Genomic DNA, 20,786 nt, shown 5'->3' on the forward strand with positions numbered 1-20,786 from the left:
GACACTTTCAGTACAAGATATGGAAACACAAGACACATGGACTTTAGGGGGACATACATTACACTCTCGATTTATCTTGGGATCTGGCAAATTTTCTATCGACTTAATTGAAGCTGTCCTAGAAGAAGCAGGGGCAGAAATGATCACCTTAGCATTGCGTCGTGCGGTGGGTGGCGAAGTAGAAAATATCTTAGATGCCATTCCAAAAGATACTATCTTAATCCCTAACACAAGTGGCGCCAGAGATGCGGAAGAAGCGGTGCGCATTGCACGCTTATCCCGAGCTACAGGTTGTGGAGATTTTGTAAAAGTAGAAATTATGAAAGATTCTAAATATTTGTTGCCTCACAATGGAGAGACGATTAAAGCAACGGAGATCTTAGCTAACGAAGGATTTATTGTTTTACCGTATATGTACCCAGATTTAGAAGTAGCTCGTGATTTAGTCAATGCTGGTGCCGCAGCAGTGATGCCTTTAGCTGCCCCTATCGGTTCTAATCGTGGATTACAGACGAAGGAATTTATCAAAATTTTAGTAAATGAAATAGACTTGCCTATCATCGTAGATGCTGGTATCGGAGCTCCCTCCCAAGCAGCAGAAGCGATGGAAATGGGCGTAGCTGCGATTATGGCGAATACCGCCGTAGCCTCTGCGGGCCATATTCGAGGTATGGCAAAGGCCTTTGGTTTAGCTATCCAAGCAGGACGATTGGCATATTTATCAAAATTAGGACCAACCCTTGAAACAGGTGGTACCGCTTCCTCTCCATTAACAGGATTTTTGCGATGATTGCAATAATATCTCTTATATATTGATATATAACACATATATATGAGATATAAGAAATAGTGAATACTTATGAAAATACTGAGCTAAATTGATGAATGTAGCTCAGCGATTGCAGTGTCAGGAAAGGAGCGCCTATGTCTAGTACTACTAGATTTCATATAGATGATCCATGTTGGAAATATCGCCCTCATATGGATCAAATTGAAAGTCCCATTTTAGAAACAGTGTTAGAAGAACGTGAACAATATACGTACGACCACTATACAGCAGATGACGTGCGCCGTGTGTTGCAAGAAGATACTATTGACTTAGCAGGGCTGAAAATTTTGTTATCTCCTGCAGCAGAGCCTTTTTTAGAGGACTTGGCGGAGAAGGCGAAAGCCGTAAGAACAAGATACTTTGGCAATTCTGTATATTTGTTTACACCATTATATATTTCAAATTATTGTGATAATCTTTGCGTGTATTGTGGCTTCAACTGTAAAAATCAGATTCATCGTGCCAAATTAGATGAAGATGGCATTGAGGAAGAGTTAAAAAACATTGCCAAAACAGGATTACAAGATATCCTGATTCTTACAGGGGAAAGTGAACGTCACAGTCCGATTTCGTACATTGGTCGTGCCTGTGAATTAGCAAAAAAATATTTCAAAGTAGTAGGCGTAGAAATTTACCCTGCCAATGTAGATGACTATGCGTATTTACGAGAATGTGGTTGCGATTATGTGACGGTATTCCAAGAAACGTATAATTGGGAAAACTACAAAACATTGCATTTGTTAGGCAATAAGAGTATCTTTCCATACCGATTAGAAACGCAGGAACGGGCTTTACGTGGAGGTATGCGGGGAGTAGGCTTAGCTGCCTTATTGGGATTGGATGACTTCCGAAAAGATGCCTTTGCCACAGCCTTGCATGCACATTTGTTACAACGTGCCTATCCCCATGGAGAAATTAGTATTTCATGCCCACGTTTGCGCCCTATTGTTAATGATGAGACCATCAATGCAGGGGACGTAGGAGAAGCACAATTATTACAAGTTATCTTGGCGTATAGACTTTTCTTACCTTATGCCAATATTACTATTTCTACTCGTGAAACAGCACGATTCCGTAACGGAGTCTTACCATTAGCAGCGACGAAACTTTCAGCAGGTGTCAGTACAGGCATTGGTGAACATTCCTCAGAAGAAAAGAAACAGGAGGAAGGGGATGCACAGTTTGAAATTGCCGATAGTAGAACCGTAGCGGAAGCGATGGAAGACGTAAAAGCCATAGGGATGCAAGTGGTGATGAGTGATTATATCGATGTGCTCTATGAAGAAAAATAACCAATCCATAGATACCTTAGTATTGATTACAAATCGACAGTTGTTGAAAGATGACGTGAGTCTAGCCACATATGGTGCAGCATTGTCTAAGGGAGTAGAAAGATTACAAAAGTATGGTAAACATTTTATTTATAATATTGGAAAAAACAGTTTGCCATGTGATATGCATAAAGCATATGAATCTACAGTAGCAGCAAATCTAGATAGCAATAGATTGTTTAAGCGAGGAGTAGATAGTGTTGAAATGGACAGATGGATGAGAAATCACCACAATCTGTACACATTATGTCGTGACACAGACCTACCATTTGAAGAGTATCTCCAACTCTGCGATGTTATAGGCAGTACCGTAGTATACCATGGAAAAGTCATTACTAATCGAGTGCAATTAGAGATTATCTTAAATAGACAACCACGAATCCATATGCCTACCAATCTAATACGCCATTGGCAATCCGAACAAAAAGAATTGTGGGATGTTTTTCAAAACTATTGGAATAGTGTTACAGTATGGAGTACCGTCCACAACGAAGATGACATCAAGTTGTTAGAATCCCTAGGAATCCCGAATTTGGAGTGCGTCTTAATTAGCCCCATTTTTCCTACACCATGCAAGGAAGGACATCCTGGTATTGGTGTTAAGCGGGGTGAGGAGTTGCTTGAGGCTGTTCAAACTATATATCCCTTTGCTAAGGGCATTGCATTAGGAGGTATACATAGGAGTAACTATATTGAATGCTTGAATCATGCATTCACTGGCGTAGCTATTATGTCTGATTTCATGAAGCAAGTGCATAGCAATATATAAGTTTAAGAACGCCATACACTTCGGAGCAAATCTCAGTGGAACGTAAATTTGTGGAGAAGTGTATGGCGTTCGCTCCCTACGTTCTAGGCACGAAAGCGGGGAAAGAACGCCATAGACAGCGAAGTTTGCAAAAGCGTCCTCAATCCTGTAAAATAGATAGGTAAAGATCATAAGGAGGAGCTATGTTACTGTCAATTGTTGTTCCCGTGTATAATGAGGAAGATAATATTCAAAAATTTTATACTACAGTCAAAGAGGTATTGCAAACTCTTGACTATGACCATGAAATTATTTTCGTCGATGATGGGTCCAGTGATGATAGTGCAGGCATGCTACGATATATTGGTAATCAAGATCCAAAAGTAAAGGTCTTGTTGTTGGCGCGAAACTTCGGTCATCAACTAGCCTTGACCTGTGGATTAGATTACGCCCAAGGTGATGCGGTCATTACGATGGATGGAGATATGCAACATCCACCAGAGTTGATTCCAGAACTAGTCAAACATTGGGAAGCAGGTGCAGATGTAGTACGCACCATTCGCGATTCCACAGAAGATGCTAGTTGGGCAAAAGCTTTCACATCGAAATACTATTACAAAGTGCTTAACAAATTAGCTAATGTTCCTATTGTGGAAGGTGGTTCCGATTTCCGATTGATGAATCGTAAGTCTCTAGAAACTTTGAAATCCTTCCGAGAACATGGCAGATTTTTACGGGGTATCGTGGGCGACTTAGGGTTCGTGCAACATGAATTTCACTTCGTAGCACCCCCACGTTTTGCAGGTACTTCCAAATTTAGCGTAAAGAAAATGATGCGCTTTGCCTTAGATGGGATTACAGCATTTTCTCGAGTGCCTTTGCGTTTAGCCTTATATATCGGTTTGCTATGCGGACTGCTCAGCCTGATTATGATTGGACATATATTGTTCGTACACTTCTTTTCTGACAATGTAATCAGTGGCTGGTCTACCTTAGGGGTGGCTATCTTCTTCTTAGGAGGCGTACAACTGGTAGGCATTGGCATCATTGGAGAATATGTGGGGCGAATTTTTGAAGAAGTCAAACAACGACCGTTATATTGGGTGAAAGACACCATAAACTGTCACATAGAAGACAAATAATCGTATATAAGAGAGGAGTCCTATGACGAGTAAAAAGAAACAATACCTGGCAGTCGCTCTATTAGTAGGCTTTTTAGGTACTAGTGTACAAGGAGCTTATCAATATGGTGATGCAGGCAATGAAATTCTTGGTATTCAAAAGAAACTCATCGCTGCTGGTTATAAAGCTAGAGAAACTAGCGAATATGATGCAAACACAAAGTGGGCTGTTAGATTATTCCAAAAAGATAATGGATTAACGGTAGACGGGATATTAGGGGCAGTGACCTATAAAAAATTGATGGGTAAACCATTGCCAGCTAAGACTAATACAGTGTCTAAGAAGAAAGAAATTTCAGAAAAAGATGCAGTTTTATTATCTCATATCGACTCAGGTAGACACTCAGAATCTACAGCTATTACATCTGAGGTGAAGCATAAAAAAGGCAAAGCCTCTGCTCCCCAAGGGCTGACTTTCAAAAAGAAAGGCAAAACATACAAAGGATTCGAGGTTGGACATCAACCTGTATCTGGCAATGTGAAAGAGATTTTGACCTATGCCAATACGTTTACAGGAGTGCCTTATAAATTTGGTGGCACAACACCAGCAGGCTTTGATTGCTCAGGATACATTCGCTATGTATTCCAAAAAATTGGTTACGATTTACCACGTCAAGCTGATGAACAGTATACAGTGGGTAAAAAAGTGGAGAAAAGCAATTTACAACCCGGTGATTTAGTGTTCTTTGAAACCTATGAACCAGGGATTTCCCATTCTGGTATTTACATCGGAGATGGACAATTCATCAGTGCCACATCTAGTAGTGGAGTAGCCGTAGCAGATATTGATGATAGCTACTGGGGACCACGCTATGTAGGGGCAAAACGCGTACTATAACACACAAGCTGTAATGATGATGTCATTACAGCTTTTGCCATATATGCGATAAGTTGAAACATAAAGGAGTTAACTATGACGCACGCAGGCATTCATATACAAGATGTACAATTTTCCTATGGATCGCAGACGGTGATCCATAATATGACAATTACCATTCCCAAAGGCGAGTTTGTGCTAGTGGTGGGACCAAATGGGTCTGGGAAAACTACATGGCTACGTATGGTAGCAGGACTATTAGAACCGACAGCAGGACATCTTTGTTTAGACGGTATTAGTCCGAAAGAGGCGCAAATGAAAGGACTCATTCACCTAGTGCCACAAATTTATAACAAAAATGCAGCTCAATTTCCAGCAACTGTAGAAGAGGTAGTGGGACTAGCCTTATTTCATGTGCCGAAACAAGATCGTAAAGATCGTATCTTGGAAGCCCTGGAATTAGTAGGCATGCAAGATTTCTTGAAACGCCGCATCGGTGAGCTCAGCGGTGGTCAACAACAACGTGTAATGTTAGCTCAAGCCTTAGCGCGCAAACCGAACTATATCTTACTGGATGAGCCTACAAGTGGTATCGATTATGAAACCAGTAAGAAAATTTATGAAGTGTTGCGCTCTCTAAAGCAAGAAAATATTACGGTCATCATGGTCACTCATGATGTGACGGAAGCTATGGAAGTAGCGGATACAATTTTATGTGTGGATGGACATGCTTGTTACTATGGACCTTGCAAAGGCTTTATGGAAAGTCATCAAGGATCTCGTTTGGCATGGCATATAGGAGGTTAAGATGGACATTTTATCCTATACATTTATGCAACGTGCCTTTTTAGCAGGCCTTATCGTGGCGCTCATGTGTCCCTTAATCGGTATGTTCATCGTTATCAAACGACAATCCATGCTTGGCGATGGATTAGGGCATATTGCCTTTGCAGGTGTGACGGGAGCATCATTACTGAAAGTTTACCCTCCATTAGGTGCGGTGGTATTGACCGTACTATCTGCGATGGGCATAGAACTAGTGCGTCGCTATCAAAAACAATATGCAGATATGATTATGGCATTATTCTTTTATGGAGGATTATCCTTAGCTATCGTTTTTTCTACAATGGTAAAAATGCCTAGTACGGGTCTATTGAACTTCTTATTCGGCAGTATTTTGACGGTTACCATGACCGATATCTATGGCATTGGTGTTGTGGCAATAGTAGTGGGGATCATCATGAAATTCGTGTATCACTCCTTGATGCTCACATCCTTTGACGAGGAAATCGCTCGTACCGTAGGGATTAATGTGAATCGTGTGAACATGATCTTCGCCATCTTAACAGCCCTTGTAGTTGTGATGGGGATGACCGTAGTAGGGATTTTGTTAATCAGTGCCCTTATGATAGTTCCTGTTGCCTCTGCTCATTTATGGAAACGAGGCTTTAAAGAAACTTGGGGCATCGCTACTGTATATTCAGTTCTATCCGTTGTTGGTGGACTATGTAGCGCCTTTTGGCTAGACTTTGCACCAGGGGGGACAATTGTGCTCACAGCTATTGGACTTTATGTGATTACATTTTTTGTAAATTTGGTGAAATGTAGATAGTAATACAATATACCATCAGTATTGAAAGTATCGTCATCATATATAGGTCAATGACTGTACCTAAATGCATACTTTCATCAAAATCTGTGGTATAATAAAGTCAATAGACAATTTTAGGAGGGAAACCATGACAGGAAATGAATTACGCCAAGCGTATTTGAATTTTTTTGAAAGTAAAGGACATTTAAAACAAGAGAGTTATTCTCTTGTTCCAGATAACGACCCATCTTTGTTATTAATCGGTGCTGGTATGGCGCCTTTGAAACCATTTTTTACAGGTAAATTAGTGCCACCTTGTACACGAATTACGACAAGCCAAAAGTCAATTCGTACAGGGGATATTGAAAACGTAGGACGTACAGCACGTCACCATACATTCTTTGAAATGTTGGGTAACTTCTCTTTTGGTGATTATTTCAAAAAAGAAGCCATCCATTGGGCATGGGAATTTTTGACAGAAGTCATCAAATTGGATAAAGAAAAATTATACGTTACTGTATATCCAGATGACCAAGAAGCATACGACACTTGGCATAATGAAATCGGGTTGCCAGACAGCCACATCAGCCGTTTAGAAGATAACTTTTGGGAAATCGGTGAAGGTCCATGCGGTCCCGATAGCGAAATTTTCTTCGACTTAGGACCAGAACGTGGTTGTGATGATCCAAACTGTGCACCAGGTTGTGATTGCGATCGTTTCCTTGAAATTTGGAACCTTGTGTTCACGCAATTCAATCGCACTGCAGAAGGTACATACGAACCATTGGCTAAGAAAAATATCGATACTGGCGCTGGTTTAGAACGTTTGGCATCTGTATTGCAAAACAAAGAAAGCAACTTTGAAACAGATTTGATTTTCCCAATCATCGAAGCTACAGCGAAAAAAGCAGGTGTTACGTATCATACAGATGCGAATACAGATATTTCTTTGAAAGTTATTGCCGACCATATTCGTGCTATTGTAGCATTGATTGCAGATGGTGTATTACCATCTAATGAAGGCCGCGGATATGTACTTCGTCGTATTTTACGCCGTGCTGTGCGCCATGGTCGCCTATTAGGGATTCAAGGACCATTCTTAGTACCATTAGTAGATATCGTAGTAGATATCTTGGGCGGAGCTATCACAAATATTGTGGAAAAACAAGAGTTCGTAAAACGTGTGGTGGCGAACGAAGAAGAACGCTTTAACCAAACATTGGCATCTGGTCTTGATATGTTAAGCCAATTGTTGGATACATTGAAAGCTGACGATGCTAACACAGTGCCTGGTCAAGATGTATTCAAGTTATATGACACCTACGGATTCCCTTGGGAATTGACAGAAGAAATTGCGCATGAAGCTGGTTTCACTATCGACCAAGCTGGTTTCGAAGCTGCCATGAATGAACAACGTACTCGTGCTCGTGAAGCTCGTGAAGACGTAGATGCAAAAGTAGCAACTCCAGACATTACGCATTTATCCAACGAACATATTTCTGACGATGAAAGTGCCACAGCATCCACTGTATTGTTAATCGGTGAAGGGGCGAAAGCTATCGACCGTGCGGAAGATGGACAGGATGTAACGATCATCGTAAAAACAACTCCATTCCATGCAGAGGGAGGCGGACAATTAGGTGACACTGGATTCATTGTTGGTCCATTGGGTAAAGTAGAAGTACATACAGCGAAAAAATTACCAGAAGGCACTACCTACCATGTAGGTACAGTGGTAGAAGGTAGCATCTCTGTGAATGACGAAGTCACTTTTGCAGTGGATGTAGAACGTCGTCAACATATGGCTCGTAACCATACAGCAACGCACTTATTGCATGCTGCATTACGCTCCGTATTGGGTACGCATGTCAACCAAGCCGGCTCTTTGGTAACGCCAGACTACTTGCGTTTTGACTTTACACATTTCTCTCCTGTGACTGCAGAAGAATTACAAACGATTACAAATATGGTGAATGAACAAATTCTTCGTGCCTCCACATTGGAAGTAGAAACTATGTCCATCGACGCAGCGAAAGCAAAAGGTGCTATGGCATTGTTCGGAGAAAAATATGGTTCTGAAGTACGTGTCGTATCTGTGCCAGAATTCTCCATTGAATTGTGTGGCGGTTCTCACCTAGAAAATACAGGATTTATCGGTCAATTCCGCATCACTTCTGAAGGTGGTATCGGTTCTGGCGTACGCCGTATCGAAGCGGTAACAGGCAAAGCAGCTCTAGCTTTAGCACAACAAGAGGAACATACATTAAAATCTGTAGCATCTCTTGTAAAAGCAAAACCACAAGAAGTGGTAGGCAAAGTACAACAAGTACTTGACCATGCAAAAGCTGTGGAACGTGAGCTAGAACAAGTGAAAAAAGAATTGAACAGCGGTAATCTTGATGGTGTCTTAGCAGGTCAATTTACAGTAGGTGATGTAACAGCTGTGGTCGCATCTGTTCCAGTATCCGACATGGGTGAATTGCGCGATATGGCAGATATGGTTCGTGATAAAATCGGATCTGGCGTTGTTCTTTTGGGAGCAGCTGGTGGCGATAAAGTGAACTTCGTCTGCATGGCTACGAAAGACGTAGTAGGTAAAGGTATCCATTGTGGTAACATCGTAAAAGCAGCGGCTCAAGCGGCTGGTGGTAACGGTGGTGGCCGTCCAGATATGGCACAAGCTGGTGGCAAAGATCCAGCAGCGATGGACCAAGCCTTAGCAGCAGGTAAAGAAGCTATCCAATCCATGGTTGGATAAGCTTACGATAGATGAGACTTTCAGTAGAAAACTCATAATAAGGAGGGATTGTATGAATCTTTCAGATAAAACAATGGTGATTAAACCGGTACAAACTACGCCGTTAACGCCAGAAGAAGTATTCCAACATGTGTTTCAAGCACTAGTGGAAAAAGGGTATAACCCGATTAGTCAAATCACAGGATATCTCATTTCGGGAGATCCAACGTATATTACAAGTTATAACAATGCTCGGAAAGACATTCGTAGCATCGAAAGAGATGAACTCATTGAAGAACTTGTAAAAGAATATGTGAAAGCGAAACAATTATAATGCGAATTATGGCACTCGATGTGGGAAGTCGGACGATTGGTGTCGCATGCAGTGATGCGCTGTATATTACAGCGCAGGGCATCGAAACCATTCGCCGCACGTCTCATGAAAAAGACTTTCAGCGCATTGCGGAGTTAATCCGTGAATACGAGGTAGACACCATTGTGGTAGGAATGCCGAAAAATATGAATGGCACAAAAGGGGACCGGGCTGAGAAAACGGAAGCCTTTGTGGAAAAGATGAAAGAAGTCATCTCTACGCCAGTTGTATTTTGGGATGAACGTCTATCTACAGTGATGGCAGAAAAATCTTTAATTGCTGCTGATGTAAGTCGTAAAAAACGGAAAGAAGTCATTGATAAGATGGCAGCAGTTGTCATTTTACAAGGCTATTTAGATAGTCGTTCATAAGGAGGTTACCATGATCGAACAAGGTTACGAAGGTGAAGTATCTGTGATTGTCATTGAAGACGAAAATGGAGAAGAAATGTACTATGAAGAAGAAATGCTCATTCAACATGATGGAAAAGCATTTGCTATTTTAGTATCTCTTCCTCCAGAAGAAGACACTGAACATGATGAACCAGAAGTGATTATTGCGCGCATTGATGAAGAAGACGGAGAACAAGTTTACGTGGCTCCAACTGATGAAGAATTCGATGCAGTCATTAAATTATACGAAGAAATGGACTAATCGCTAGTAAGGACTGTAACAGATTGTCGATAGGCAGTGTGGTTACAGTCCTTTTTCTGTATGGTAAGGTTTGTGTAAAGGAGCAGTGGAGACCTGAGGTTAATAGAACTTTCGCAGTGGTGCCATATAGTATAGGTGAGTGTAGTCCCTAGATTGATCTATGCTATATAGAAAAATTGCTATATATACTCCTAAAATGGTATAATATAGTATTCATTGAAAAGGAGATTGCTGTGAAACAATATGTAAAATACATCTACGGATGTGTAGCGGTTCTGTTGGTCATCGTACTTGGCGTGCTAGCAGGTGTGTATTATATTCCTTGGACTGGCGGATCTAAGGAGGATGTAGAAACGGTTGTCATTAGTGAGAACCAAACGGGTGCGGAGATTGGCGATGTGCTCTATGAAAGAGGTCTCATCACGTCACCTACGGTGTTCCGTGCAGCCTTGCGCTTGACGGGGACCATGGATAAATTACAACATGGGTATTACCAAATTCCTCATCACTCTAGCTTGAGTGAGATTGTTGGATTGCTCCAACAAGGGCGATTACAAACAGTGAAGCTTACAATTCCTGAGGGGTTTACCATTGGTGAAATTGGAAAACGCATTGAAGAACAAGGTATCGATACGCAATATGCTTTCATGGAATACGGCAAGACATATACGCCCTATGAGTACATGGTGGGTACAAAGCCTGTTACGTATCGTGTAGAAGGCTTCCTGTTCCCTAGCACTTATGAGATTCCTGTAGGGAGCAAAGCAGAAGATGTAATGGCCATCATGGCGGATGAAATGAATCGTCAATTAACGCCAAAAATGCGACAAGATATTGAAGCGCAAGGGATGACTATTTTTGAGTTCATCACATTAGCATCATTGGTAGAAAAAGAAGCCAAGTTCGATGAAGATCGTCCCATCATTGCGGCTGTATTCCGCCAACGTTTAAAAACGGGCATGCCTCTTGAATCTTGCGCTAGTATCCAATATATTCTAGGGTATCCAAAACCGCTCATTACGATTGAGGATACAAAACTAGAAAGCCCATACAATACATACCTTCATAAAGGATTGCCACCGGGGCCAATTGCAAACCCAGGTATCAAATCCATGGAGGCTGTTCTCTATGCGCCACCGACAGAGTATTTATTCTTTGTGGCTGACAAAGAGGGGCACCATCATTTCACAAAAACCTATGAAGAACATTTAAAAATAGTGGATCAAATTTATGAAAATTAAAGAGATTTTAAATGAACAACGCATTTATGCGCTCTTGCATGATGTGCCAATTTTGCGAGAATCGGAAGTAGAACTCTTTGAAGACTTAATCGGCTTGTACAAACCGAAACGTGTCTTGGAAGTGGGCACTGCCATTGGTTATTCGTCATTGTTATTGGCAAAACATATGGATAAAGAAGGTCAGCTCATCACCATGGAATTAGACGATGTGCGCCATGGGATGGCAACCCATTTCATTTCGCAGTCGGAGTACGGGGAGAAAATTACCTTATTAAAAGGAGATGCTACGGAACTATTAGAGACTGTGGAGGGACCCTTTGACTTAGTATTCTTAGATGGTCCCAAAGGTCAGTACTTGAAGCAGTTAGAATTGATCGAGCCGAAATTAGCTGATAATGCTGTAGTTTTAGCAGATAATGTGTTATTCCGTGGCTATGTGCGGGGAGATAAAGAACCGCCACGTCGCTTTAAAACTATTGTGAAACGCTTGCAAGAGTACTTGAACTATGTAGAACAAAAAGAACGCTACAACACCACCATTTACCCTATGGGTGATGGCATGAGTGTCAGTGTATGGAAAGGATAAACTATGACAAAACGACATATGGAATTACTAGCCCCAGCTGGTAATATGGATAAATTAAAAATGGCCATCCGCTATGGAGCAGATGCCGTATATTGTGCAGGCCGTGCTTTTGGATTGCGCGCCGCTAGCTCTAACTTTGACAATGACCAATTGAAAGAGGCTGTAGAATTTGTACACAGCCATGGCAAAAAAATCTATGTTACTTGTAATATTATTCCTCACAATGAGGACTTAACAGGCTTAGAAGAGTACTTACAATTCTTGGAAAGTATCAAAGTGGATGCTATCATCGTTGCCGATTTAGGTATTTTCTTGTTGGCGAAACGTGTGGCTCCAGGATTAGAATTGCATGTGAGCACACAGGCAAATACAACAAACTATTTAACAACAGAGTTCTGGAAAGAACAAGGAGCAGCTCGTGTGGTAGTGGCTCGTGAGGTAAGCATTGAAGATATCAAGACCATGCGTGAAAAAGCAGATATCGAAATTGAAGCTTTTGTCCACGGCGCTATGTGTATTTCTTACTCTGGCCGTTGTTTGTTGAGTAACTATATGACCAACCGTGATGCGAACCGTGGTGCTTGCACACAAGCGTGCCGTTGGAAATACAATTTGGTGGAAGAAAACCGCCCTGGCGAATACTACCCAATCGAAGAAGATGAACATGGTACATACATCTTTAACTCTAAGGATTTATGCTTGTTGAAATACATCCCTGAGTTGTATAAAGCAGGCGTAGATAGCTTGAAAATCGAAGGACGTATGAAATCCGTACACTATGCAGCGACTGTCTCTAAAGTATATCGTGAAGCCATCGATACATTCTTAGAAGAAGGTGACGATTGGTATGTACGTGATGAATGGTATGCAGAATTAGAAAAAATCTCACACCGTCCATATACAGAGGCCTTTGCTATGGAAAAACCAGGGGAAGAAGCGCAAAACTATGGTAAATCTTCTAATACGCAAACTCATGATTTCATTGGTCTTGTAGAAGGATACAATGCGGAAGAAGGCTATGCATATATGGAGCAACGTAATAATTTCAAGGTAGGCGAAGAGGTAGAATTCTGCCAACCGAATGGTCCATTAGTAAAACACGTTATCACACGCATCACCGATGAAGATGGCAATGATATTGATGTGGCAAAACACGCACAAATGAAATTGCGTTTGTACATTGACACACCATTGGAAGAATACTCTATGATGCGCCGTGAGACTAAGCAAAAATAATTCTTGTTGTAGAAGGGGAGGACCAAGATGCAAGAACAGGACATTGTCTATGATCCGCAGTATGTGTACTTTCAGATTGAGCGACAGCATACGAATTATGTAAATCGAATTCTAGAAGGGTATGAATACGTAGGTGTGATGACAACGGTGAATGCAGATGGGTTGTGCATGGTCCGCACTACTGAGTCAACCCGTGAATTGGCAAAACAAATTTTGCAATCCCTACCCGTTTCTGTGACTCTCTTGGATGGAGTAAGTTTTGAAAGAGAGCCCCACGTATTGGATCTATAGTATTGATTGGTGACTAGAGTGGAGAACTAAGAGATATGGCAACAGAAAAAAAGAAGCAACAAATCCAGTATGAACTATATATTCCGGCTCAATTTGATGATTCTTGCCGTGCCTCCTTGGAAGTGTTATTGGAGCATAAACTTACAGAGGTAGGTACCATCCATGAAGGGGAATCTGTGTATAAAGAGAATGGTGAAATTGACCATTGCGTACTTCGGTTTTCCATGGATGAAGGAGATGAATTAGTAGAAGAAATACTCATCTCTTTGGAGGAACTGGGTATACCGTATGGTGCTAAGTTATATCAAGAAGGAAATGTCATTGCTGAATTGGGTAATTTACATCATATCCATGTCGTATTGGATGCGTCTTTAGGAGATGCTAAACAGTTTAAACGATTGGATGCAAAAATCTCGAGAGCTTTGGAGGAAAATAGTGTCGTTAGTGCTACGACATTGCATATCCAGGAAGGGGTGGCTACCTTTACCTATTATGTGGCAGATAAGGACCTTGCGATTAGCACTATTGAGAAGTATCTTCGTAGAAGTTCATTGGGACAAGGGTCTTCTATTGATGTGGTGGACTCTGGTCTTACGATTCACGAACGGTATATGACAGATATATCCCGCGTGTATCGAGGGTTAGTGCCTGATGTATGGAATGTGATTCAAAGTGAGTGGAAAGGGGTATCGCCTCAAGAATGGATGAATTTATTGCGGCGGTATCCGCATACTCCAGAGGGGCTGAGTTTCTTGCTTAATGTAGTGAACGGGACGTACCAAAAGGAATATACGTCGTTAAAAGCTACATTCCCTATGTTTATGTATGATGATAAACAATTTTATTTATTATCGGCGCGCCAAATGTTGGAATTTGATCTCCATGGCCGAGAAGTCATGAATATAGATATATTGGGGCCCGATGTAAAACCATCACAAGTACGAGCTGCTTCTAAACAGAGGGATCTATGCCTTTTTGCAGCTACTGGTGAAGGGGAACAGGCATCTCGTTTGTACATCGATTATAATCCAACGAAATCGGGTGCTGTAGGTCAAGTCATCTATTTTGATGGAGATACGAATACATTGACGCTATTAGGGTCTTCTTTCAGTGAAGCCTTGCTGATACTTATGCGAGAGCAATCTAATAGTGTAGGTGATTTTTTAATTGAAAGTATCATACAGAAAACGATGAGCTTAGATATAGATATGGCGGATGTACAAAGCGCAGAGAATCAACTGTTGTTTGATGCGATGCGAAATCTAGCGGAAAGAATTCTAGAAAGTACTGGTGGCATAGGACCTATGGTTGGTAAACGTGGGTTTATGGGCATGGTGCTGTTGGATAATGCAGAGTTCGATGTGAATCGTTTTAAAAAGGACTTGCTCAGCAAATGGGATATTGAGTCTATTACGAGCCCTGAAGGAATGAAGGTCCGTGCAGCCATTGCCACAAAAGATGTAGATAATGTGGAAGAAGAGGATATGGAAGAGGCGCACTTCCTAGTGATTGATGATTATAAAGTAGTGGTGGCACCATTTTCCTTTGCCATGCCTATGGAAGCTGTTATGCAAGGTGCGACCCGTAATTATCTCTGGGAAGATGCATTGGATACGGTACTTCATCACACCAGTCATGTAGCAATTAGCATTGTAGAAGGTCCTGGAAACCCATTGGAGGAAGGAATTTTACTTGCAAAATTACTTTCAGTAGTAACGGAACAAACAGGGGCTAATGCGGTATATACTAATGGTGTCCTGTACGAAGGGGTCAAGTATCATGAGGAAACGGAACAGTTACGAGATGATATGCTACCTATGGCAAATATGGTTTGGGTAGATATGGATTTTGAAGACGATGGTACCATTTCCTTGTCCACTAGTGGTATGGAACTGTTCAAGCAACTCAATATTGAGCTTTTACATTGTCCATGGGAACCGGAAAAAGCTTGGAATTATGCGCTAACTGTGGCAGATTATGTCTTAACATCAGATACAAAGGTGCAAGATGGTGATTCCGTTGGTAGAACTGAAGAAGAACAAATGACGGTTCATATTAATGAGCCAGTTCATGCAGATGGATTGCAAAGTATACAAATTTTATTTGACGACACTGAAGAAAAATAAACACTTGGTGAAAGTAAGGAATACATAATGAAAGGGGCATGTAACATGGTAACAGCCCCTTTTTGTTGTATCATCAGGAGTATATTTCCGCTCGTATAACAGCATGAAGTGCATTGTTAGGAGAAGGTTTATCTGTTCAATTTCTACGAGCTATGTAAGGTTAGAAAAAAGTTAAATAAATTATAAAAAAATACTTGCATAGATGTGAGGGATATGATATTATATATTTGTTGTTACGGTAAGTAACAAACGGTAGCGAAACAGTGTTTCCCAAGGACAGTTAAGTTGGTTCGTTACTATGGATGGAAGATATCGGGGCATAGCGCAGTTTGGTAGCGCACCTGGCTTGGGACCAGGGGGTCGCAGGTTCGAATCCTGCTGCTCCGACCATTTTCTTATGTGCGGGTGTAGCTCAATGGTAGAGCCCCAGCCTTCCAAGCTGGTTGCGAGGGTTCGATTCCCTTCACCCGCTCCACTTATACATGTTGTTGTATTTAATACGTTCCCATACAGAGACGATGTCTATGTGATGGGTTATTTTATTATTTACAGTAAAATAACATGACATAATTACATATGGTTCAGTAGCTCAGTTGGATAGAGCAACGGCCTTCTAAGCCGTGGGTCGGGGGTTCGAATCCCTCCTGGATCACCACTAACAAAGGGTTCTATATTTTCTAGAATCCTTTTTATGTTGGAGGGATCGACGCACTAAGGTCTCCGCGTCACTGCGTTCCTAGAGACCTAAGTTGCTTACGTATCCCTCCTGGATCACCAGAGTACTAAGGATTCTACTTGATGTAGGATCCTTTTTTTGTGGCAGGGATGCTATCGCTAAAACCTTCGCGTCGCTTATGGCTCCTAAAGGTCTAAGCTTGCCGCTATCCCTCCTGGATCACCAGCATTAGCACTTTGTTTCGGCAAGGTGCTTTTTCATTTGGAGGGCCCTTCGCTACGCTACGGGGTGAACATCGTATCGACTAAGTGTGCGTCGTCGCTATGCTCCTAGCGCACTAAGTCGCTTACGTATCCCTCCTGGATCACTAATTAAATAAGCGGATAGTTCAGAGTGAGCTATCCCCTTTTGTATTTGTCCCCCTTATAAGACAACCTGCTTTTGTGTATGCTATAATGTAAAAACTAAAAATATAATGAAGAGAGAGGGACGATTTTTATAAAAGATATACGTAAATTATTTAAAGGCATAAAACTAGATACATATAAACCAAGTTCAACATCTTATTTTGATCCAGTGCGTAAATATTTTGTGCCTAAAACGCCTGAGGAAACGGTACGACAAAAAACAATTATATTTTTGATAACAGAATTAGGTGTGCCTTGGGATAGACTTCGTATAGAAGAATCTATGTCGCACGTTAAAAAACGGGCAAGAGGAAGAGCGGATATTGTTGTATACCGTGATGATGGAAAAAATCAACCATTAATGGTGATTGAATGTAAAGCTCCTGAAGTCGATATATCCTGTGATGAAGTGCGTGAACAGGCTGAAAGGTATAGAGAAATTCTTAAAGCAGACTATATTATGCTTGTTAATGGTTGTGAACTCATTGCTTATAAATACCAAGATAGGGAAAGATTTGAACTTATAGATATTTCATCCTATGAAGCCCTTTTAGAGTCAAACGTTTCTTTTGTTGAAGAACTTTCACTTAAGGCATATACCTATGAAGAAGTTATGTCGAAAGAATTAGAAGACCAGTTTACTGGAGAATATGTGGGATCTGAAACGCCAAAGTCGATAAAATCTTTTGCTATTAATTTTTTGAATTTACTTTTACTGAAGCCTATCAGCGATGAATCTATTTTAGAGTCATTAGGTGTTTTGGAGGATCGGGGAACGGGGCGGACTCGATTTGGAAATAGTGCTGGCTATAATTATCAGATTAAGACGCGCTTGTTTATTGCTAAAGATAGAAAAAAGAAAGATCAGATTTTGGGACTCAGTCTTTTTGGCGGATGGAATACACAACTAAACGTATCTATTACGAATCGGGAACGACGGCATCATTCATTACAATTAGATATGGACAAATTCTGTCACTATGATACAGGTGCGGGTAGGATTGTAATAACACATAATGGTACTTTATCAACAGGGCGAGGTGGTTCGATTAGTAAATTTAAGGTTATCGAGTATATCAAAGAGTATGCTCCAGACCTTATCTGTAATGAGGAAGTGTATCTTGGCTGTATAGATAACTCTCGGTTATTAGAATGGAATCAACCTAGCATACGGAGCTTTGTAAGAAATTTATTCCGTTATGCCATACTTCGTGATGAAATACGTGCCAAGAAAAGAAGTAAGAAAAAGAAAGTGAAAAAATAAAGTAGGATGAGTAAACCAATAGAGGTAATGAAGATAGTATTTAGAGGGGGCCAGTCATGATGTATATTGAAGATATGTTTGATAGCATAGAACTTAAAACGTATGGACGGGATGGAGAGTATCTATATGATCCGATACGATCTTTTTTGCTATATGCAACACCGGAAGAGTATGTTCGACAAAAAACAATTCGATTCTTACAAGAGACTTTAGAAATACCTGCTCATCAGATATTTGTAGAAGAATCTATGGCACACACTCGAAGAGGTGCACGAGGAAGAGCGGACATTATTGTCTATGGTGATGATGAGTGCACCGATGTACTTATGGTGATAGAATGCAAGGCACCTCATATTAATGTGCGTGGTGATGAGGTATTTGAACAGGCGGCAGGATATAGAGAGATACTGAATGCAGAGTATATTATGCTAGTTAATGGAGTTGAGGCTATTGTATATCTGTATGATGAGGATGAATACTTGGAAGTTGAGGATATCCCTTCCTTTGAAGAATTTTTAGAGGGCAATGTGTCGATAGCTGAGGAAGAGGTATTTGAAGAATATAGTTACGAAGAACTTATGTCAGAGGAATTGCAAGATGTATTCATTGAAAATGGCGATATTAGTGAGCATACGCCTCAATATATTAAAGGGTTCGCTTTGAATGTATTAAATCTGATTCTTTATAAGGATATTAAAAAAGAAGAGGTATTAACACAAATAGATGTAACAGAGGATTGTTTTGTTAGTATGCCATACTTTGGTAATAGCGGTGGTGGTAACTATCAAGCTTTATCTCGCATGTTTATTGCAAAAGATTATCTAGATAACGACCAAGTTCTAGGTATTAGTATATGTGCTACCATACATACGGAGAATGATCCACATTGGGGGAATCGTACGGGTACGACCCAATTAAATATCTCTATCACCAATAAAGAATCAAGGCATCATTCTCTTCAGTTAACTTTAGATCGGTTCTGTCGATATAATCCAATTACTAATATAGTAGATATTGTACATAACGGTTCTTTAACATTAGGTAAAAGAGGCGCAGCTAAAAGAGCTGATGTCGTTGCGTATATTAAGGAGCGTGCGCCTGAACTTGTTTGGGGAGATGAAATATATCTTGGAAGTATCGATAATTCCCGTTTGCTAGAATGGAAAGATTCTAAAGTGCAATCCTTTATCGGAAACTTATTACGATATGCCGTACTTCGAGATGGATTTAGAGCGGAGTATAAAAAGTAAAATAGAGATAGTCTATGGACATTTTATGCTGTTTATTATTTCGCCCTGAGGCGTTACTTACTCCGCTATGAAATCTTGTGGCGGCTTTAACTGAATATGATAAAGAAAAGCCCATGGCATACTTCTTCTCAAACGGTATTACATAATGTTTGTTCAGGAGTACACCATGGGATTCTTGTGTTTGTGTTATTTAGTTAGTAAAGTAGCCACGAGGTTTCTACACATAACTACGTTCCTTGCTAGTATTACATTAAAATATAAACGATTTGCAAAATTTTATGGTATAATAAGAGCGTAGGAGAGCCACCGACGTGAGTTGGGCTCATCTCTTCCTAATATGGGAGGAGGTGATACTATGACGAAGTATGAAAAGATTAGTCTAATCATTTCTATTTTGACATTGGTAGTTAACATCATTGCTTTATATAAGTAATGAAAATGCCTAACGTAGAAGAGGTCTCAACCACCTCAGCACGTTAGGCATTCATCTTTTGTACACTTGAGATGAGCCTAACGCCACAGACACGTTGATGGCTCTTCTTGTTTATGTCTACATTGTAGCATATTTTTAGAAAAAATACTACTTGTTTTGCTATGTAGCCTGTGGAGGGGATTAGAGGGATGAGGGATACATGCTACTATAAAATGTGCAGAAATGACGATATAAGAATGTCAAACTTTCTCTTTATCTTTCCAAAATAGTAAGGCACCCATGGCATTGACTATGTAGAATATGTATTTGCCAACGTTGGCGAAATTGCCTTGGGTGAAAGCTTTCAATAGCTGCACGATATTATAGATCATCCAGAATGGCCATTGTGTGTCTAATTTTATAGCGTTAAAAAGGTTCGCAATGAGTGAGAAGGCAAATACAACGGTGGTTAAGATGGATAAAAAGTTCATATGACCACCAAAGCCTATGTAATTGGCAACGCTGGAAATAGTGAAAGCAATGATGGTGATAATGCTAGCAACTAATCGTTTTTGTGAAGAATTCATTGTATTAGGAATACCTTCGTGGGATGCGTTCCATTTTTTGATAGCAAAGGTATAGATAATGAAAGTAACAGGATAGGTAATAATAGCTGCTTTATTTCCTAAAATAAAATCGATGGCACCGGATAGAATCGTGTTCACAATACCGAGATAATTTCCCCATTTGTTGAGCTGTCCTGTAAATCGTGTAGACAACATAGAAATGCCAACGTTGATAACAGAAATAAGACCAAAGGGGACGAGAGAGGTCCAAGGTCCCCAATCTACAAATTTTTCAAGACGTGAGTTCAGGTAACCAGCAGAAATTGCAATCCCCACTACAAGTGCGACACCGAGTACATCAAACCACTTGGAAATAGCAAATTGTTTTAAATACCGTTTCATAAAGGTATCCTTTCTATGAGAATATAAACTTTTATAAATACGTTCTGCCTAGATAGATTAGGCATAGT

Annotated in this window: 19 protein-coding genes and 3 tRNA genes; 21 read left to right on the plus strand and 1 reads right to left on the minus strand. The window is 40.6% G+C overall.

What is annotated here, in order from left to right:
• The first annotated feature begins 19 nt into the window (after nt 1-19).
• From EO118_RS00715 to EO118_RS00815, 21 genes are all read left to right on the plus strand, one after another.
• Nucleotides 20-790: a thiazole synthase gene (locus tag EO118_RS00715; protein WP_127068228.1), complete on the plus strand. Its 771-nt coding sequence runs from the start codon at nt 20-22 to the stop codon at nt 788-790.
• Between the two features lie 134 nt (nt 791-924).
• Nucleotides 925-2,121, plus strand: coding sequence for a 2-iminoacetate synthase ThiH (gene thiH, locus EO118_RS00720; RefSeq protein WP_127068125.1), 1,197 nt, complete (start codon nt 925-927; stop codon nt 2,119-2,121).
• On the plus strand, nt 2,108-2,929 hold the full coding sequence (locus EO118_RS00725) for a thiamine phosphate synthase (protein ID WP_164723831.1): 822 nt from the start codon (nt 2,108-2,110) through the stop codon (nt 2,927-2,929). Before thiH ends, EO118_RS00725 begins: the two co-directional genes overlap by 14 nt.
• 182 nt (nt 2,930-3,111) lie before the next feature.
• The gene (locus EO118_RS00730) at nt 3,112-4,050 is read left to right on the plus strand and encodes a glycosyltransferase family 2 protein (RefSeq protein ID WP_127068129.1); all 939 of its coding nucleotides are present in this window, start codon (nt 3,112-3,114) and stop codon (nt 4,048-4,050) included.
• Nucleotides 4,051-4,072: 22 nt separating this feature from the next.
• Complete coding sequence (locus tag EO118_RS00735) at nt 4,073-4,927, plus strand: NlpC/P60 family protein (protein WP_127068131.1); 855 nt, start codon at nt 4,073-4,075, stop codon at nt 4,925-4,927.
• 75 nt (nt 4,928-5,002) lie between these two features.
• Entirely contained in the window at nt 5,003-5,713 is a 711-nt protein-coding gene (locus EO118_RS00740; protein ID WP_127068133.1) for a metal ABC transporter ATP-binding protein, read from the plus strand.
• A 1-nt stretch (nt 5,714) separates the two neighbouring features.
• Complete coding sequence (locus EO118_RS00745) at nt 5,715-6,518, plus strand: metal ABC transporter permease (protein ID WP_127068135.1); 804 nt, start codon at nt 5,715-5,717, stop codon at nt 6,516-6,518.
• 127 nt (nt 6,519-6,645) lie between these two features.
• Entirely contained in the window at nt 6,646-9,255 is a 2,610-nt protein-coding gene (alaS, locus tag EO118_RS00750; RefSeq protein WP_127068137.1) for an alanine--tRNA ligase, read from the plus strand.
• Between the two features lie 52 nt (nt 9,256-9,307).
• Nucleotides 9,308-9,568: an IreB family regulatory phosphoprotein gene (locus EO118_RS00755; protein WP_126939627.1), complete on the plus strand. Its 261-nt coding sequence runs from the start codon at nt 9,308-9,310 to the stop codon at nt 9,566-9,568.
• On the plus strand, nt 9,568-9,978 hold the full coding sequence (gene ruvX / locus EO118_RS00760) for a Holliday junction resolvase RuvX (RefSeq protein WP_127068138.1): 411 nt from the start codon (nt 9,568-9,570) through the stop codon (nt 9,976-9,978). Before EO118_RS00755 ends, ruvX begins: the two co-directional genes overlap by 1 nt.
• 10 nt (nt 9,979-9,988) lie before the next feature.
• The gene (locus EO118_RS00765; protein ID WP_127068139.1) at nt 9,989-10,261 is read left to right on the plus strand and encodes a DUF1292 domain-containing protein; all 273 of its coding nucleotides are present in this window, start codon (nt 9,989-9,991) and stop codon (nt 10,259-10,261) included.
• Nucleotides 10,262-10,494: 233 nt separating this feature from the next.
• Entirely contained in the window at nt 10,495-11,502 is a 1,008-nt protein-coding gene (gene mltG, locus EO118_RS00770; RefSeq protein WP_127068140.1) for an endolytic transglycosylase MltG, read from the plus strand.
• Complete coding sequence (locus EO118_RS00775; protein WP_127068141.1) at nt 11,492-12,088, plus strand: O-methyltransferase; 597 nt, start codon at nt 11,492-11,494, stop codon at nt 12,086-12,088. The genes mltG and EO118_RS00775 overlap by 11 nt, the downstream gene beginning before the upstream one ends.
• Before the next feature lie 3 nt (nt 12,089-12,091).
• Nucleotides 12,092-13,324, plus strand: coding sequence for a U32 family peptidase (locus EO118_RS00780; protein WP_127068142.1), 1,233 nt, complete (start codon nt 12,092-12,094; stop codon nt 13,322-13,324).
• A gap of 27 nt (nt 13,325-13,351) precedes the next feature.
• Nucleotides 13,352-13,615 carry a DUF4911 domain-containing protein gene (locus tag EO118_RS00785; RefSeq protein ID WP_127068143.1) on the plus strand — a complete coding sequence of 88 codons (264 nt, stop codon included), beginning with the start codon at nt 13,352-13,354 and terminating at the stop codon, nt 13,613-13,615.
• A 35-nt stretch (nt 13,616-13,650) separates the two neighbouring features.
• A complete protein-coding gene (locus EO118_RS00790; RefSeq protein WP_127068144.1) occupies nt 13,651-15,741 on the plus strand; it encodes a DUF4261 domain-containing protein in 2,091 nt (696 codons plus the stop codon).
• A 313-nt stretch (nt 15,742-16,054) separates the two neighbouring features.
• Nucleotides 16,055-16,131 (plus strand) — tRNA-Pro (locus EO118_RS00795).
• Between the two features lie 11 nt (nt 16,132-16,142).
• Nucleotides 16,143-16,216, plus strand: a tRNA-Gly gene (locus tag EO118_RS00800).
• 103 nt (nt 16,217-16,319) lie between these two features.
• A tRNA-Arg gene (locus tag EO118_RS00805) sits at nt 16,320-16,396 on the plus strand.
• 549 nt (nt 16,397-16,945) lie between these two features.
• The gene (locus tag EO118_RS00810; RefSeq protein WP_240626892.1) at nt 16,946-18,088 is read left to right on the plus strand and encodes a type I restriction enzyme HsdR N-terminal domain-containing protein; all 1,143 of its coding nucleotides are present in this window, start codon (nt 16,946-16,948) and stop codon (nt 18,086-18,088) included.
• A gap of 56 nt (nt 18,089-18,144) precedes the next feature.
• Entirely contained in the window at nt 18,145-19,338 is a 1,194-nt protein-coding gene (locus EO118_RS00815) for a type I restriction enzyme HsdR N-terminal domain-containing protein (RefSeq protein WP_127068147.1), read from the plus strand.
• 672 nt (nt 19,339-20,010) lie between these two features.
• On the opposite strand, the gene EO118_RS00820 is transcribed toward EO118_RS00815, so the two are convergent.
• Nucleotides 20,011-20,718 carry a nicotinamide mononucleotide transporter gene (locus EO118_RS00820; RefSeq protein WP_127068149.1) on the minus strand — a complete coding sequence of 236 codons (708 nt, stop codon included), beginning with the start codon at nt 20,716-20,718 and terminating at the stop codon, nt 20,011-20,013.
• Nucleotides 20,719-20,786: the final 68 nt, after the last annotated feature.

The sequence above is a fragment of the Veillonella sp. 3891 genome (assembly GCF_003992315.1).
GTDB lineage: Bacteria > Bacillota > Negativicutes > Veillonellales > Veillonellaceae > F0422.